The organism is Pseudomonas sp. H3(2019) (assembly GCF_007713465.1).
In the GTDB taxonomy this organism is placed as follows: Bacteria; Pseudomonadota; Gammaproteobacteria; order Pseudomonadales; family Pseudomonadaceae; genus Aquipseudomonas.
The window spans coordinates 15893-31650 of sequence record NZ_VMSG01000017.1; the positions used below are offsets into that span (position 1 = coordinate 15893).

At 54.2% G+C, this 15758-nt stretch carries 15 protein-coding genes; 14 read left to right on the top strand and 1 reads right to left on the bottom strand.

Annotated elements, in window-relative coordinates; all coding sequences use genetic code 11:
- Positions 1-8 precede the first annotated feature (8 nt).
- From FPT12_RS17590 to FPT12_RS17655, 14 genes are all read left to right on the top strand, one after another.
- Positions 9-389, top strand: coding sequence for a TIGR03750 family conjugal transfer protein (locus FPT12_RS17590; RefSeq protein ID WP_145017872.1), 381 nt, complete (start codon positions 9-11; stop codon positions 387-389).
- Positions 386-1039 carry a PFL_4703 family integrating conjugative element protein gene (locus tag FPT12_RS17595; protein ID WP_145017874.1) on the top strand — a complete coding sequence of 218 codons (654 nt, stop codon included), beginning with the start codon at positions 386-388 and terminating at the stop codon, positions 1037-1039. Before FPT12_RS17590 ends, FPT12_RS17595 begins: the two co-directional genes overlap by 4 nt.
- A gap of 33 nt (positions 1040-1072) precedes the next feature.
- Positions 1073-1936 (top strand): TIGR03749 family integrating conjugative element protein, encoded by an 864-nt coding sequence (locus FPT12_RS17600; RefSeq protein WP_145018120.1) that lies wholly within the window; start codon positions 1073-1075, stop codon positions 1934-1936.
- Positions 1926-3410 (top strand): TIGR03752 family integrating conjugative element protein, encoded by a 1485-nt coding sequence (locus tag FPT12_RS17605; protein WP_145017876.1) that lies wholly within the window; start codon positions 1926-1928, stop codon positions 3408-3410. The genes FPT12_RS17600 and FPT12_RS17605 overlap by 11 nt, the downstream gene beginning before the upstream one ends.
- Positions 3388-3831 carry a TIGR03751 family conjugal transfer lipoprotein gene (locus tag FPT12_RS17610; RefSeq protein ID WP_145017878.1) on the top strand — a complete coding sequence of 148 codons (444 nt, stop codon included), beginning with the start codon at positions 3388-3390 and terminating at the stop codon, positions 3829-3831. The genes FPT12_RS17605 and FPT12_RS17610 overlap by 23 nt, the downstream gene beginning before the upstream one ends.
- Complete coding sequence (locus FPT12_RS17615; protein ID WP_145017880.1) at positions 3831-6818, top strand: conjugative transfer ATPase; 2988 nt, start codon at positions 3831-3833, stop codon at positions 6816-6818. The genes FPT12_RS17610 and FPT12_RS17615 overlap by 1 nt, the downstream gene beginning before the upstream one ends.
- Positions 6815-7111 carry a hypothetical protein gene (locus FPT12_RS17620; protein ID WP_145017882.1) on the top strand — a complete coding sequence of 99 codons (297 nt, stop codon included), beginning with the start codon at positions 6815-6817 and terminating at the stop codon, positions 7109-7111. Before FPT12_RS17615 ends, FPT12_RS17620 begins: the two co-directional genes overlap by 4 nt.
- A 29-nt stretch (positions 7112-7140) precedes the next feature.
- Entirely contained in the window at positions 7141-7773 is a 633-nt protein-coding gene (locus FPT12_RS17625; protein ID WP_256676794.1) for a DsbA family protein, read from the top strand.
- A gap of 160 nt (positions 7774-7933) precedes the next feature.
- Positions 7934-10456: a hypothetical protein gene (locus FPT12_RS17630; protein ID WP_145017886.1), complete on the top strand. Its 2523-nt coding sequence runs from the start codon at positions 7934-7936 to the stop codon at positions 10454-10456.
- Between the two features lie 163 nt (positions 10457-10619).
- Positions 10620-11051 (top strand): TIGR03757 family integrating conjugative element protein, encoded by a 432-nt coding sequence (locus FPT12_RS17635; RefSeq protein WP_178098800.1) that lies wholly within the window; start codon positions 10620-10622, stop codon positions 11049-11051.
- A gap of 32 nt (positions 11052-11083) precedes the next feature.
- Complete coding sequence (locus tag FPT12_RS17640) at positions 11084-11989, top strand: TIGR03756 family integrating conjugative element protein (protein ID WP_371922573.1); 906 nt, start codon at positions 11084-11086, stop codon at positions 11987-11989.
- Positions 11990-12011: 22 nt separating this feature from the next.
- Positions 12012-13370: an integrating conjugative element protein gene (locus FPT12_RS17645; RefSeq protein ID WP_145017889.1), complete on the top strand. Its 1359-nt coding sequence runs from the start codon at positions 12012-12014 to the stop codon at positions 13368-13370.
- A gap of 10 nt (positions 13371-13380) precedes the next feature.
- Positions 13381-13761, top strand: coding sequence for a hypothetical protein (locus FPT12_RS17650; RefSeq protein WP_145017891.1), 381 nt, complete (start codon positions 13381-13383; stop codon positions 13759-13761).
- Complete coding sequence (locus tag FPT12_RS17655) at positions 13758-15278, top strand: conjugal transfer protein TraG N-terminal domain-containing protein (RefSeq protein WP_145017893.1); 1521 nt, start codon at positions 13758-13760, stop codon at positions 15276-15278. Before FPT12_RS17650 ends, FPT12_RS17655 begins: the two co-directional genes overlap by 4 nt.
- Before the next feature lie 58 nt (positions 15279-15336).
- Here the strand turns inward: FPT12_RS17655 and FPT12_RS17660 are convergent, their stop codons facing one another.
- Complete coding sequence (locus tag FPT12_RS17660; protein ID WP_145017895.1) at positions 15337-15693, bottom strand: hypothetical protein; 357 nt, start codon at positions 15691-15693, stop codon at positions 15337-15339.
- Positions 15694-15758: the final 65 nt, after the last annotated feature.

A 15758-nucleotide genomic window follows, 5' to 3' on the forward strand; every position in this document is an offset into this window, starting at 1 on the left:
CGCTTGTCATGGCAGACATTCTGGACGACGGCACCTTGAGTTTCTTACCAGTGCGACTGAACAACCAGCCGGTTGTGATGGGAGGCCTCACTGCTGACGAGATGTGGGCCACTGTCGCGATCAGTGCAGGTTCGGGCTTCGTATTGGGTATTCCGATTGCGATTCTTTTCCATAACTGGTCGCTGATCATCGTTGGAGCGCTGGTCGGCGGAGTGCTTGGGCTGACCGTGGCCAGTCGGGTCCTACGTCGCATGAAACGTGGTCGTCCAGAAACCTGGGTGTACCGCCAGCTCCAACTGAATGTCGCCCTTCACTTCCCGTCCTGGAACTCATCCCGCCTCATTACACGCACCGGCGCGTGGACCTGTCATCGCACGGAGGGTGCATGAGCTACCGCAAGAAAGTCGACTCGCAGCAGGCCCACATCTACAGCTTGCGTCTGGTCATTGGTCTGCTGATCGGCCTGGGGCTGTACATGGCTTACGGATGGCAAAGCGCGCCGCGCGATCTGACCATTCATGTCCCACCAGACCTTCGCTCAGGCAGTACCCGGAAATGGTGGGACATCCCACCAGAGTCGGTTTATTCCTTTGGTTTGTACATCTTCCAGCAGATGAACCGTTGGACGTCAGATGGTGAGACGGACTACGAGGACAATATTGCTCGGCTGGCCGGCTACCTGACACCCAGTTGCAGAACATATCTGGAGAAAGATTTCGAGCTACGGCGCAACAGCGGAGAACTGCGCAAACGCGAGCGCGGTGTTTCCGAAATCCCCGGGCGAGGTATTGACGACGCATCTGAACAGCATATCGAGCAACACAGCATCAACGACTGGACGGTCAACCTGGATATTGTTGCGGATGAGTATTACGGCGGCGAACGCGTGAAGCGTGCTTTTGCCCGGTATCCGCTGCACATCATTCGGTCCGACACCGACCCGGAAAAGAATCCTTTCGGCCTTACCTGGAACTGCTACAGCAGCAACCCTCAGCGCATCGAGGTCCCCGACTCCCCTGTGAAAGCTGGAGGCAAGTAAATCGTGCGGACCTTCACTTATGCATTGATCCTGATGGCCTGCCTGACTGGATACGCCCAGGCTGTTGAAATACAGCGCTGGGAACGTATCCCTCTGGCAGTGCCCTTGATTGTGGGCCAAGAACGCATTGTCTTCGTTGACCAAAACGTGCGCGTCGGACATCCGCGCACCTTGGTAGGAAAGCTACGGGTTCAGAGCACGGGCGGTGCCATCTACTTATTGGCCAACGAACCTATCGAGCCTACCCGCCTACAGCTGCAGAACATGACCTCCGGCGAGATCATGTTGGTCGATATTGCAGCCAGTATTGGCAAAGCGAATCAAGCGGCACTCGAACCCGTAAAAATCGTTGCCGGCGAGCAGCAAAGCAGCCGTTATGGCCAGGTCAGCACACCACAGAAATCGACACTGAATCGTTCCCGCGAAGAATCGGTAGTTCAGGAGTCCAGCGAGGATCCTCCTGCTGTAAGGCGTGAAACCCCGGTACCGGTAGTCATCACTCGCTATGCCGCCCAGATGCTGTACGCCCCCCTTCGCACCGTTGAACCTGTCGCGGGCATTTCCCAGGTCAATCTCAACCGGCGCCTCGATCTATCGACCCTAATCCCTACCCTGCCTGTCGAAGCTTCGGCATTGGGGGCCTGGCGTATGGATGACTACTGGGTCACGGCGGTGAAACTTCGAAACACCAGCGCCCAACACCTGACGCTGGATCCCCGTGAATTGATGGGCGATTTCGTGGCTGCCACCTTTCAGCATCCCTATTTGGGGGTGAAAGGAGATGCCAGCGACACGACGACCGCCTACCTGGTAACTCGCGGCCACGGGTTAGCAGAGTCTCTGTTGCCGTCGAAAGTTGGGCAAATCGATCCGAAGGGAGGACGCCGTGAAGAATAATCCTCTCCTGAAATTTCTGGTCATTCCGTTCGCCATTTTGGCGATCGTCCTGATGGTAAAGATGCTCGGCTCATCCGCTGCCCAACAGCAACAAAGCGAAGGAACTCCGAAGCTCACTGAGGGACAAGCCAAAAAGCTCGGCGTGGACGGTGACACAGCCAGCGATACCCTTCGGACGATGGTCGCGGAAAGCAAACAGCTCAAAGACCAGATCAACACAGCGCTCAAGGGAAACGACGAACTGAAGCAGCAGAATCTGGAACTGCAAAGGCGTCTGCAGAACATCGATCAGACGGTGGATAGCCGGCTGCAAAATGTCCAGAACACGCTGAAACAGGAGGCCCAGCAACAAAATCAAAGCCTCGTTGATACGTTGAAGCAGCAGTACGACTCGTTGGCCAACAAGCAGAACATTGGTAACTCTGCTGGAGCAGACCTCCCAATTGGGTTCGGCGTGCAACCAGGAGACGGGCAAGGCTTTGAGCGTACCCCTGGCCTGGAGATGGTCTGGATAGAACCGCAGGACGCCACACCGGTTGATGCCAACGGCAAGCCGATCCCGAACGGTTCGAACCAGACCGCGAATGGTTTCAACTTCCCGACATCATTTGGCGCAACACTGGATCGCGGACAAAACGCCCTCAGCAACGGTGTTCAGAATGTTGCCGGCGAAGTGTCTTCGCAGGAAGCACGTAAACAAGTACGCAAGGTTTACACGCTTCCACAGAACTCAACGCTCATGGGATCCGTTGCCATGTCAGCGCTGATTGGTCGAATTCCTATTGATGGAACAGTCAACGACCCTTACCCCTTCAAGGTTCTGATAGGCCCGGAAAATCTGACGGCCAATGGCATTGATTTACCCGACGTTGCAGGGGCAGTCGCCAGCGGGACTGCGTCCGGCGATTGGACCTTGTCGTGCGTGCGCGGCCAAATTCGAAGCCTGACCTTTGTCTTCAATGACGGCACCGTGCGAACACTTCCCGCTCCGGCCGACGAGGCGAATGGCAACCAGAACTCCAGTCAGAACAGCGGAAATCAGCAAACCATCCAAGGCGGTCTGGGCTGGATCAGCGACGCTTACGGTATTCCGTGCATCAGCGGTGAGCGCAAAAGCAACGCCTCTCAATACATCGGTTCTCAGGTGCTGATCACCGCCGCCGGCGCCGGCGCTGCGTCTTTGATCAAATCAGACGGGAACAGCAGCTCCGTCGTTTCAACCCCCGGCGGGACAGTGAGTACCACCGGGATCTCTGGCAACGAGGCCATGGGCAAGATCATTGGCCAAGGCGTCAACGATGTCTCCAGTTGGGTCAACAAACTCTATGGCCAGGCCTTTGCCGCCGTATACGTGCAACCCGGGGCGAAGGTTGCGGTTCACCTAGATCAACAGCTCGCCATCGATTACGAGCTCAAGGGCCGCAAGGTCGACTACACCTCTGGAGCCGGTCATGTCTCTACCACTCTCGACTAAGTTGGGCCTGAAGGTCTGCATCAGCCTGATCATTGCGTTGCTCCTTCCGGGCTGCTCGACGAGTAAGGATGAAATGCTGCCCCACGGCGACAGCACCATGCTGGATGTCTGGGATCAGGGCACCGCGGGCTCCATCGGGAGTGCCGGCAACCGTCAACTCCTAGATGCACGTCTGGCCTTGCGCAGGCCGCTGGAGTCGGATCAAGGAAAGTCGCTGGAGACCAATAGCGCCTTCACACGAACTTCGCAAAACGAGATCTACAGCCAGTTCAAGCGCCTGCCGAACCCGGACCTGGTCATGTACATCTTCCCCCATCTCGCGGGGTCTGACCCGGCGCCAGTGCCGGGCTACACAACAGTATTCCCGCTCTACCAACGCGTGCAGTACGCCATGCCCGGAGAACGGACGGAGGACTATTGATGGGACTGTTTGAAGGATTCAAAACACGTAAAGACGCCGAACGTGTTGAACCGGGTGTGCAGCCGACCAACGTTGATATCGACGTGGCCACCGCCCCCATCGATGGGGATAAAAGCCCGAAAGCATCCCCTGCCGAACAGTTCGAAGCCGCCTCACAGCGATATTTCGAACGCCTTGCGGCCCTTGGAATTCCCTCCCCTGATGACTGGAGAAATCCAAAGCTGAAACCTGCCACGACCGCCGACGTGGCCAAACTGTACAACGTCAACCCGTCGTTCGTGGATTTACTGCCCTGGGTGGATTACCTGCACGGCGAGAAGGCCATGCTCCTGGAGGATGGGGTTTCTCGTGCTGCCTTTTTCGAGCTGACACCGATCGGCACCGAGGGACGTGACCCTGAATGGCTTCGCAAAGCCCGGGACGCCTTGGAGAACGCGCTGCAGGATTCGTTTGACGAACTGGAAACCTCCCCGTGGGTCGTCCAGATGTACGCTCAGGACGAAACCAGTTGGGACGAGTATCTCCAGCAATTGCACAACTACATTCAGCCCCGCGCCAAAGGCACTGCGTTTACCGAGCTGTACCTGAAGCTGTTCAAGCAACATCTCGAAGCCATTTCCAAACCGGGAGGCCTCTTCGAAGACACTAAAGTCAGCCAACTTCCGTGGCGAGGCCAACAGCGCCGCGTTCGTATCGTGGTCTATCGCCGCGCCAAAAGTGGAAGCGACGTTCGTGGCCAAGAACCGGCTCCTTACTTGAAGGTTATTTGTGATCGCCTGGTGGGTGGGCTGGCGAACGCCGGCATCAAGGCCAAGCGAATGGACGGACAGGCGATCCGTCATTGGCTCGTCCACTGGTTCAACCCACGCCCCGATCATCTCGGTCCGACTGATGCAGATATCCGCCGCTTCTACGACCTGGTCTGCGACGAAGCTCCAACCACTGAGGAAGGTGAACTGCCGCTCGCCAGCGGCACCGACTTTTCGCAAAACATTTGCTATCGCGAGCCTCTGTCCGACGTGGAAAAAGGATTGTGGTACTTCGATGGTATGCCTCACCGGGTGGTCATGCTCGATCGCTTACGCGAGCCACCCAAGACCGGACACCTGACCGGCGAGACCCGTAAGGGCGGCGACGCGCTGAATGCGCTGTTCGACAAAATGCCGGAAGACACCATCCTCTGCATCACCCTGGTCATCACCCCGCAGGACACACTTGAAGGTCATTTAGAGCAATTGTCCCGCAAAGCTGTCGGCGACACTCAAGCCTCGATCCTCACCCGTGAAGACGTCTCGACCGCGCGTCAATTACTGGGTCGCAAACACAAACTGTATCGGGGCAGCGTGGCGTTCTTTCTGCGCGCTCACGACCAATCGCAGCTACATGAGCGCAGCCTCCAGCTCAGCAACGCGTTGCTGGGAGCAGGCATGGCACCGGTAGAACCACGGGATGAGGTCGCGCCGTTGAATAGCTACCTTCGCTGGCTGCCCGGTAATTTCGACCCGAACCAGCGGCGAGCGCTCGACTGGTACACCCAACTAATGTTTGCCCAGCATATCGCTAACCTGGCTCCAGTCTGGGGTCGGTCTACCGGAACCGGGCATCCTGGCCTGACGCTGTTCAATCGAGGTGGCGCGCCACTGACGATTGACCCACTGAACAAGCTCGACCGACAGATGAACGCGCACTTGTTCGTGTTCGGTCCCACCGGGGCCGGTAAGTCCGCGACCCTCAACAACCTGGTCAATCAGCTGATAGCGGTCTACCGGCCGCGCCTGTTTATCGTTGAAGCCGGTAACAGCTTTGGGCTGACAGGTGACTTTGCCCAACGCCTGGGGTTGACCGTCAACCGCATCAAGCTCTCCCCGGGCTCTGGTGTGAGCCTGGCTCCCTTTGCTGACGCAGCTCGGCTGGTAGAAGCCCCTGACCAGGTGAAAATCCTCGATGCCGAAGACCTGGAGTCATCCGACGCGCACCTGGACAGCCAAGAAGACGATCAACGGGACATCCTCGGCGAGCTGGAGATCGTCGCTCGCCTGATGATCACCGGTGGCGAGGAGAAAGAGGACGCCCGTTTGACTCGCGCCGATCGCAGTGCCATTCGCCATTGCATCCTCGACGCTGCAAAAACCTGTGTGGCTGACAATCGGACCGTATTGACTCAGGACGTCCGCGACTCGCTGCGTGCAGCCGGCATGCAGGAAGGCATGCCTGAGCCACGGCGCAACCGAATGCTGGAGATGGCCGAGGCCATGGACATGTTCTGCATGGGCGCCGACGGCGAGATGTTCAACCGCGAAGGTACGCCTTGGCCTGAGGCGGATTTGACGATCGTTGACTTGGCCACCTACTCCCGTGAGGGCTACAACGCACAGTTGTCGATCGCCTATATCTCGCTGCTCAACACCGTGAACAACATCGCTGAGCGCGACCAGTTCAAGGGCCGCCCTATCGTCAAGCTGACTGACGAAGGGCACATCATCACCAAGAACCCATTGCTTTCGCCCTACGCCGTCAAGATCACCAAAATGTGGCGAAAGCTCGGCGCCTGGTTCTGGCTCGCCACGCAGAACGTCGACGACTTGCCACCGGCAGCGGCGCCGATGCTGAACATGATTGAGTGGTGGATCTGCTTGAACATGCCACCGGATGAAGTGGAAAAAATCGCCAGGTTTCGGGAGCTGACCCCCTCTCAGAAGGCGCTGATGTTGTCCGCGCGTAAAGAGAGCGGCAAATACACCGAAGGAGTCATTCTCTCGAAAAGCATGGAGGTGCTTTTCCGTGCTGTCCCACCGAGCCTTTATCTCGCCTTGGCCATGACCGAACCCGAAGAGAAAAAACAACGCTACGACGTAATGCAGGCAACCGGCGTCGACGAGCTCGGCGCCGCCATTCAGATCGCAGCAGATCTGGACCGGCTGCGTGGCATCGAACCGCACATCATCACCTTTCCCGAACAAACTACGGCCTTGGAGCGCCAGGCATGAGAACACTGAATACCCTGACCCAGAACCTGATTGAAAGCCTAACCCAGCTGCTCCAAAAACCCGGGGAGGACGCTCTTCAAACCCTTGAGGTTTGCGCACCGGTCTTGATTGAACAACTGCAACAGGTTTTGGTGAGGGCTGTGGACCGACGAGACATCGAGTCCCAGCTCCGAGTGGTGCTGAACGAGTGGTTTGAGCAACACCCTCAGCCCGAGCACGCAAAAGCAGCACTGTTCAAAGCGTTGCAAACACAGTCTCTGACTTCACCCAAACCCAGCAAGGTATCGGTATGACACACCTTCGCAAACGCTGGGCGATACCAATGGCCGCTCTTGCAGGCCTGCTGGTAGCCACCTTTCCTTTAATCAGAGACCAACTGTTCCCCTCACACCCTCAAGGGCCGTGGATATTCGGTCGAGCAGATGCACGATGGACCATCACCGAATTCGCCGACCTGGAATGCCCTTTTTGCAAGACCTATACGCCCATACTGAAGGCATGGGTACAGCAACAAGATGACGTGAACCTCCAGTGGCATCACCTGCCACTGGATTTCCACGGCCAGCCAGCACGGCAGGAAGCCAGACTTGTCGAGTGCGCCGGTAAGCTGAGTGGAGCTACAGCTTTCTGGGAAGCCATTGGCCAAGTGTTCGAACGCACGCGTAGCAATGGCCAAGGATTTGATGGTCACCTTGATATCGCCAATGTCGATAACCAAGAGCTGAAGGCCTGCGCTGCCAACAACATGCAGGTCGCCTTGCGTATTGACCAGCAGGTGAAGCAAGCCGCCAAAGCCGGCATTCAAGCGACACCGTCGCTGGTGATCAGAGACAACACCACAGGAAAATCCTTGAAAATCGAAGGACCCGCTGATAACGCGATACTGCTTTCTGCTATCGATTGGTTGTCACAGGCTAACGCCAGCCCTAGTCGAGGTTCGTACCAACCTCACTGAATGCAAATTTTTAATCGGAGACCATCAAAACTAATTGAAAAAGTACCGCAAGAGAATCATCAGCGTCGGACGTGATAACATCCAGCATAACTCACAGGTTAGCCATGTAAACGTCGCTTCCCTGAATAGATTATCTGAACTATAGAATGAGATCTCGGAAATGGAATTCTCAGCACTTATACACACTATGACCGAGCTCTACACCAAAATAGCTCAATCGGCCTTAACCCTGCGCACGTCTATAATAGCTTCCGCTGATTCAGCAATATCGGATGAAAAGAGTGCAATATGGGCAACATTAATTACAGACATAATCACTATTGCAGCAGCCCTTGGCGCACTTGCACTCCCAATATCCTTAAACGTAATTGAAGCTACTAGAACGCGCTATAGGAGCCCATCCCTACTTAAAATCACACCCACCCTTTCAGGTACAGACACAAAAAAATTAAATAGAGCGCTATTCTTGGCGCTAGCCTCGTCCCTCACCGCCAAATTATTAATCTCAATACACGCCTTCAACCTAATATCATTAACCCCGTACCTATGCTTACTAACTGCATGGTTCGGATTCGTCATGTACAAAGTATATAAGCATCTAAAGTTCACATACACATTCATGTCCAACATAGAAACAATTCACAACAAAATATATCTAACCATCAGCAAGCACGCAAATTCTACATTCATGAAAAAACCGAACAAGCAAGGCTTTACCTCAAGTTTATTATTTAAAGTCAAAGCTTGGTTTTCAAGCCCTGCAAACATTCAAGACCACATAACAGCATTAATCGAACTGGAATCCCACCTACTTTGCACCGAGCCAACTAAATTTGATTTAGACAAACGAATTAGAGCCATTTCTTATGAAGCAATAGACAAACTTTACGACAATAACGCAAATGAATTCACACGTCAGTTGCTAGCTTCGCTTCCCGCCGTAATGGCGGCAGTTGAGACTGCTAGGGAAGCAGATGTTTACCAAAGAATAGCAGGCTACTATTTGAGTTTAACAATGACGGCTATTCTAGCCAAGGAAGAGTATCTACCCCAACTCGGTGTAATTGAAAGAATAGCGAGATTCAGAGAAGACAAGCTTCCCTCGTATGGTCGATTCTGCCGAAACGGACGTTTATTTAGCAGCTTTGCTCACAAAGAAAAATCCGAACGCGAAGTATACAAACAGCTTCAACAACACTTCAGCCTACTCATCTGGACCTCAGTTCATGAACAACCAGAAAACGTTCCAGAGCTACTGGACAATGTCCGCCAAATCATACAATACAAAGGCAATTACAACAAAGGTGGATGGGAGCTCCCTGAACGAATAGCTGAGCTTTGGGGCTACTCAAGCCTGCCCGAGTTCGATCATGACATTACCGAAGTTCATGCTGGACGGATGCTGCGCGAAGAGCTCGAAAAAAAGATTGAAAGCAAATACCAACCTGGGATGAAAGCACACTTAGAAAAAAACGTTTTCCCACCGAAAATATTAAAAGATGAATTCAAAAATTTAGACATCGCTATAACTGAGCTTTGGAAAGGCATTGATTTAAACAGCTTTTCACGCGAAATAGAGATTGAAACACTACGAGCACTAAGTTCCCTACTGACTAGAAACCCAGAAATTTTTATCGAATGCAGAGAATTGCGTAATCCTGCTGGAGCGCGCGCATTCAACGTTGGACATTCTCCGGTTCCTACATCTCTAGCCGAATGTATCGGCGTATTTGTTTCGGCTAACAACTTTAGTGAGTTTTACAGATCCCTAAATGAAATCCAGGAATATAAAATAGTTGACGCCATTGGAGCCCTTATTGTTTATGAACTCTGGAATCTCTACATTTTGCGAGCAACTGGCACTACAATCAAATCAGAAATATCCATACCTACACTCCCCACCTGTCACATAGGGGAGCTGAAAGCTGCAAACCAGCGAGTACCTTTACTAAAGACAGCGCTATTAAAAATATTAGCCAACAGTCGTTTTACCGATCGCCTTGGAATTCTACCCGAGCAAATATCAACTCTCAGAGACTATGCTTGCCAGCTTTGCGAGCTACTTAGCAAAGCATTGACTGATAAAACCAAGACCGAGTTAGCGACTCAAAAATTAGACCCAGCCTCACTAGACAGATTCAAAACCGAAGTCACAAAAAAACTCGCGAAATCAGTATCAACGTATCCTTTATTTCGGAGACTGACTATAGCCCCCGTAAATCCAATAACTTCAAATATCGACCTACCACGTGAAGCTTTTCTCGCCAAGACTGGAACTCATTACATATTTGATATTTACGGCCCCAATTTAGCCCAAGAGGTCCACAACTGGCTTAATCTTCAAATATTACTTCACAATAAACATACCAAAGACGCTGAGAACACACTTCCAACTCGCAACGCAGACTGGATAATCTGTTCATCCCAAGCGTTAAGCAAGCTCGAAGCAGCTGGCTTTACAACATCAGGGCGAAATATTATTTGGCCTGACGGAACAGGTAACATGAGGTTCTATGAAGTTAATTGCGAGGGCACAGGCTACTACTTGGTATTACCAGGCGAAAGCTTATTGATCGTGGATTACACCCATATGGATAGCGGCCTCCCAATAAGCATCAGTCACTCGGATGATGGCGAAAAAGTCAGATTTACAATCAATTACTACGTTGACGCACCGCACTAGGAGTACAGCTTCTTTGGGGGTTTTAAACAATCTGGCCGATTTGTTGAGCAAGCCCTCATCCTGCCCCGAGAAGAAATCCGCCCCCTTCCTATATCCTATTTTCTGCTGCGCTCGACCGGCCCATCCTGTTTTCTGCACCTGAACTCCATTCAGGTACGGCGTCATGATCAACCACCTACCCGACTCCAATCGACCACTAAGATGGCTGGCTGCACTCACCATTTTATGTATGTCCTCTTTGGCCCATGGCGAAACTTGGGTTATCACGGACAAGGCTCATCCAATCGTTGCTGTTGCCGGCACCCGCGTCATTCAACTCGATGCGCAACAGAGACTTGAAGAGCAACTGTCGAAGTCTTTGCCAGTAGACCCGCGCCAAGCCTCTGAGGCTGTGCGACGTTTCCTTGCCAGCACAGCAGGCAAGCAACTGCAGAACGACCTGGCCAAAGCACAACAGGATGCTACCGACGCATGGAGCATCGGAATAGAGAAACTCCCAGCCGTTGTCGTGGACCGTCGGTACGTTGTGTACGGGGAACCGGATGCGGCCACCGCGACACGACTCATCGAAAGAGCAAGGAGTATTCAGCGATGAAGCTCAATCATCACTCGCTCCGGTCGATTTCAATGGCAGTCATATTTAGCCTGTCTTTTTCAGCATCTGCGGCAATTAACTCAGCTGCAATCATCTCGTCGACGCTTTCACCACAATGCCTGGAATACAAGATCGTTGGGATCTGCTACTGGCTGTTCTGCACCCCCTTCGGATGCAAAGTCAGAACCTCAACCAAGGTTCGTCACTACGTTCCTGATGCTGTTGTAGCGAGCTATTCGGACACGGGATTGAGTCCTTGGACAGAAATGTCAGGCCTCGGCTCTCCGAACGCGATGGCCCAAGCTGGCAATGACGGAACTACGAACCACATCGGCGAGAACAACATCGCCAAATTCAAAGAAGCCGATGTAATCGGACACCCTGGAGGCGCGACTTTCAGCCAATTTGCCAGCGCATCGGGCTACGCCTGCAAGGGTGCGACTCTGCCACTCGTGCCGTACTTTCTCAGCACGCTCGACCCTATCGCCTGGCGATATGGCGTACCCGAGGCCGTGTATCCGGAAGCCTTCATTCCAGGAAGACGTGAAGTCGGGAGCACTATGACCGGCAATCAGTGGGGAAACATTTACCCACGCAGTGGTTTCCTCCATCAGACCGATGACTACAAGACCGGTGCCGTCATCGCCCAGCGCGCAGGCGACATCACCACGCGCAACGGTCAGATACACGTCTATCTCCCGATGCTCGCAACAGCTCAGGACGGTTATTGGCCCGCTGGAGAGCTGAAGGAAGGTGACGCCATCACTGGCAAGTGGCAGGAACTCACACCAACGCTTAGCCAGTCATGCGCGGTGTTCCCCAGCAGCGGCCCACAAGTTCAAGCCCAGGACGGTGGCTACGCCTGGGCGCTGTGGCGGCCGTATTCATGCTGCCAGCGACGCGGTCAAACGTTTTTAGGCAGCACTGACTTCCAATGAACCTCAGCGATCGGAGCACGATATGAAACTCAGTCCTTGGGCGATCGGACTCGCCTGCAGTCTCGTCAGTGCAGCAGCGTTATCTGCTGGCCCAATTAACGCCTCATCGTCAGGCAGTGTGATCGGCGACGACGTGCTCTACAGCATCGGCGGCGGCAATGCAGTGACGATGGGCAGTGCTGGCAACATGGACAGCATCTCGGTGGGAGGTGGCTGGAGCAACAACCTGGTCTGCGGAAATATGAACCTGAGCAACACACTGGAAAACCAGTTGAACGGGGCGACCTCCGGATTCCAGAACATCATGACCTCGGTGGTATCAAACGCCACCGGTGCCGTCGCCTCTCTGCCGGCACTGATTCTCCAGCGATCCAACCCGGCACTCTACAACTTGATCACCAACGGAATCTTGCAGGCCAGGCTCGACTTTGATCGGTCGAAAGGTACCTGCCGGGCCATTGCAGACAAGATGGCAGATGTCGCCGGCAATCAGATGGGATGGGGCAAGATTGCTGAGGGTCAGGCAATGAGCCAGACCCTGGCGGCAAACACAGATGCCGTCTCGGCGATTGAACAAGTCGAGAAAAAGGGTGGTGACGATGGTGTTACCTGGGTCGGTGGCGATCGAGCCGGGGGCTCAGGACAAAAGCCTATCCGGATCGTGGGGGATGTGACCAAGGCCGGTTATAACCTGCTGAACAAACGAGCTGCCGGCGACACCTCATCGATCAGCAAGGATAGCTGTAACAACGGCCTGATTTGCAATGTATGGTCTTCGCCACAGGAGGCAACCACCTTTGCCAACCGCGTGCTTGGCGAACAGCAACAACAAACCTGTGACAGTTGCCCAAAAACGGTGACCGCTGCTGGGGTAGGACTCACTCCCCTGATCCAGGAAGCCTATGACACCAAACTGAAAGCGTTGCAGGAGCTGCTGACCGGCAGCAAAGCCATGTCCGTAGAAAATCTCCAGGCAGCGAGCAGCAACTCGCTGCCGATAACCCGAGGCGTCGTGAGCGCTTTGAAGGACGAACGTGATCAGGATGTTCTGGCCCGTCGGCTTGCTTCAGAGGTGGCTCTCTCCGATGTCCTGGAGAAAGCTCTGGCACTGCAACGCACGATGATGGCCGGCAGCAAGGAGCCCAACGTCGCAGCCAATGACCTCGCCGTGCAGGCGGTGAGCCAACAGAGTTCTGCGCTCCAGCAGGAGATCGGAAACCTGAAGATTGAGCTCGACATGCGCCAACAGCTCGCGCAGAACTCGCCGATGAAGATTATCGAAAGAAGCAAAGCTAGAGCCGAGAACTCCCGTGGCGTGCTGCAGGGTAACCCAGAAACTGGTCGCCTGAATCAGCTGCAGTCGCCAAAGACTAATCAGTGAGGACTTGGCCATGATCGATACTCAGGATGTAATCATCAAACCACGTCGTTCAATGGCTCGCAGAGTGATAAGGGGGACACTCGTAACAGTGATCTGCCTTTTTCTGCTCAGCGCCCTGGCGATCATGCTCAACGCTGTATTGTTCCGTTTCTTCGGTGGTGTGCAGGCCTGGCAGGAATGGCGTATCGATCACTACTGGCACCTTCTGGCATGGCGGTTGGCACTCTACACCGGTCTGGCCATTACCTGGTTCAAACTGAAAACGCGCCTCCCGGAACAGGCCGCGAAGCAGAGCAATAAACGCCTACGTAAAGTAGAGGTTCTGGTCGTGCTGTTGGTGCTGCTCATCGAGCTCAGCAAACTGGCGTTCCAACCGGGAGGTGTGTTGTGACCCTCTACACGAATGACTACCTGGAGTATTACCTGACGCTGGTCGGTTGGCTGATCAACAACGGTATTTGGGCGATGATCCAGGACACTGGGTTATTCGCTGTGCCCTTCTGCATTATCGTGCTTAGGGAGTGGCTCAAAGTCCGCGGGGAAGGCGCTGACGAGGGTAACAAGGGTGTACTTTCCCTGGCGCGGATCGAAACCAGTATCTATGTCGGCTACGTTGTCGTTGCGTTATGTGGCGTGCCAGCTGTCAATGTCAGCTTCGATACTCTGCACTTCGATCAAACCCGGGCACAGCAGTGTCAGTACACCCTTCCGGCCCCGGCCGATACCGGATGGAACACGTCGTTCAGTAGCTTGGCAGGGAAAAGCGCGCAGATGCCAGTCTGGTGGGCCTTCATGCACGCCCTCTCCAAAGGGGTAACCAATGGGGCTGTCGCGTCGATCCCTTGCGGCACAGACCTTAGGCAGATGCGGATGGATGTCGACAACGCGCGCATCAGCAATCCTCTGCTCGCCCAGGAAGTCGCCGATTTCACCCATGACTGCTACGGCCCCTCCCGAGCTCGTTTGTTCATGCGACAACCCGAGTTAGGGTCTGCTGCAAGCAAATCTGAAACGCTGCAGGATCTGAGCTGGATCGGCTCACACTTCTTCCTTAATACCTCTGGGTACTACGACACCGACTACTCCAAGACGCCACGGACCTCGTGGCCATACAACGCAACCCGAGATGCCGGTCTTCCGGAAGTTTCGGGTGGTGGAGGTTATCCGACGTGCAAACAGTGGTGGTCAGACGGAGGAATCGGGCTGAAGGGCAGGATTCAGGCTCAAGTGGATCCGGACCTGATGACCAAGTTCCTTGGCTGGGCCAAGTGGCTGTCCTCGGATGAAGTCAATGAGGCAGTGATCAGGCAACTTGTAGCCCCTTCAAGCCAAGTCCAGGGAGATGTTTACTCTGACTACGGAGGCCAGATCGGCGGTACCGTCTGGAACGGCATGGCCCGCACTGGCGGTACGTTTGGTATTGCTCTTGGATCACTCGCCTACTTTCCGGCTATGGACATGGTGCGCCAAGCGCTTCCCATGATCATGGCCTTCTTGAAGATGGCAATGGTGATCAGCATGCCCATGGTCCTGGTGGTCGGGGCATACCAGCTGAAAACTGCCATGACTATGACAGTGGTCTTCTTTTCGCTGATCTTCGTCGACTTCTGGTTCCAACTGGCAAGGTGGGTGGACAGCACCATCCTCGATGCCCTCTACGGTTCAGGCTCACCTCATCTGAGCTTTGATCCAGTGATGGGGCTGAACACTGCAACCCAAGACGCCATTCTCAACTTTGTGATGGGTGCGATGTTTGTGATCTTGCCGCTCTTTTGGATCGCAGCATTAGGGTGGGCAGGTGTTGCGACAGGGGATGTGCTTGGCGGTCTCGCAAGAGGTTCCCAACCCGTACAGCAAGCCGGTGGAAGTGCCGCTGAGCTGGTGAAAGGAGGTCTGAAGGGGAAATAACGCTTAAATGAACGAGGGGGCCATAAAGGCCTCCTCAACTGACGTGGATGCATCCGATTTAGTGGTTTTCGTTTGCGGGATTCTGATCAGGAACTTCAAGCTCGCCAAGCCAGTTCAACTTGCGACCAAACACGTCTTTCTCGAACAGGCCCGCCTCATCCGCCCCTGCCATACCTTCATCGGCCGGGCTCACTCTAGACAGCCCCCAGAGGATTAACGCAATCGAAACCAAAGTCATTGCGGTCGCCGCTAACCAGCTACCGAATTGGGCGATGACTACCATAGCAACAACAACCACAGCGATCCGTTTCAACCAACGAAGTCGAGCATTACCGCCGGAGAACACCGTGGCCGCAACTCGACCCAGGCCGTAGCCAAGGCTATGAGCAATTCCCTGTGGTCGTTGTGCGGTCATGACGCGATTCTCCGTTGAGCCTCTTAGACGAGGCATCTTTGTAGCAGGTATAAACTGAAAATTAG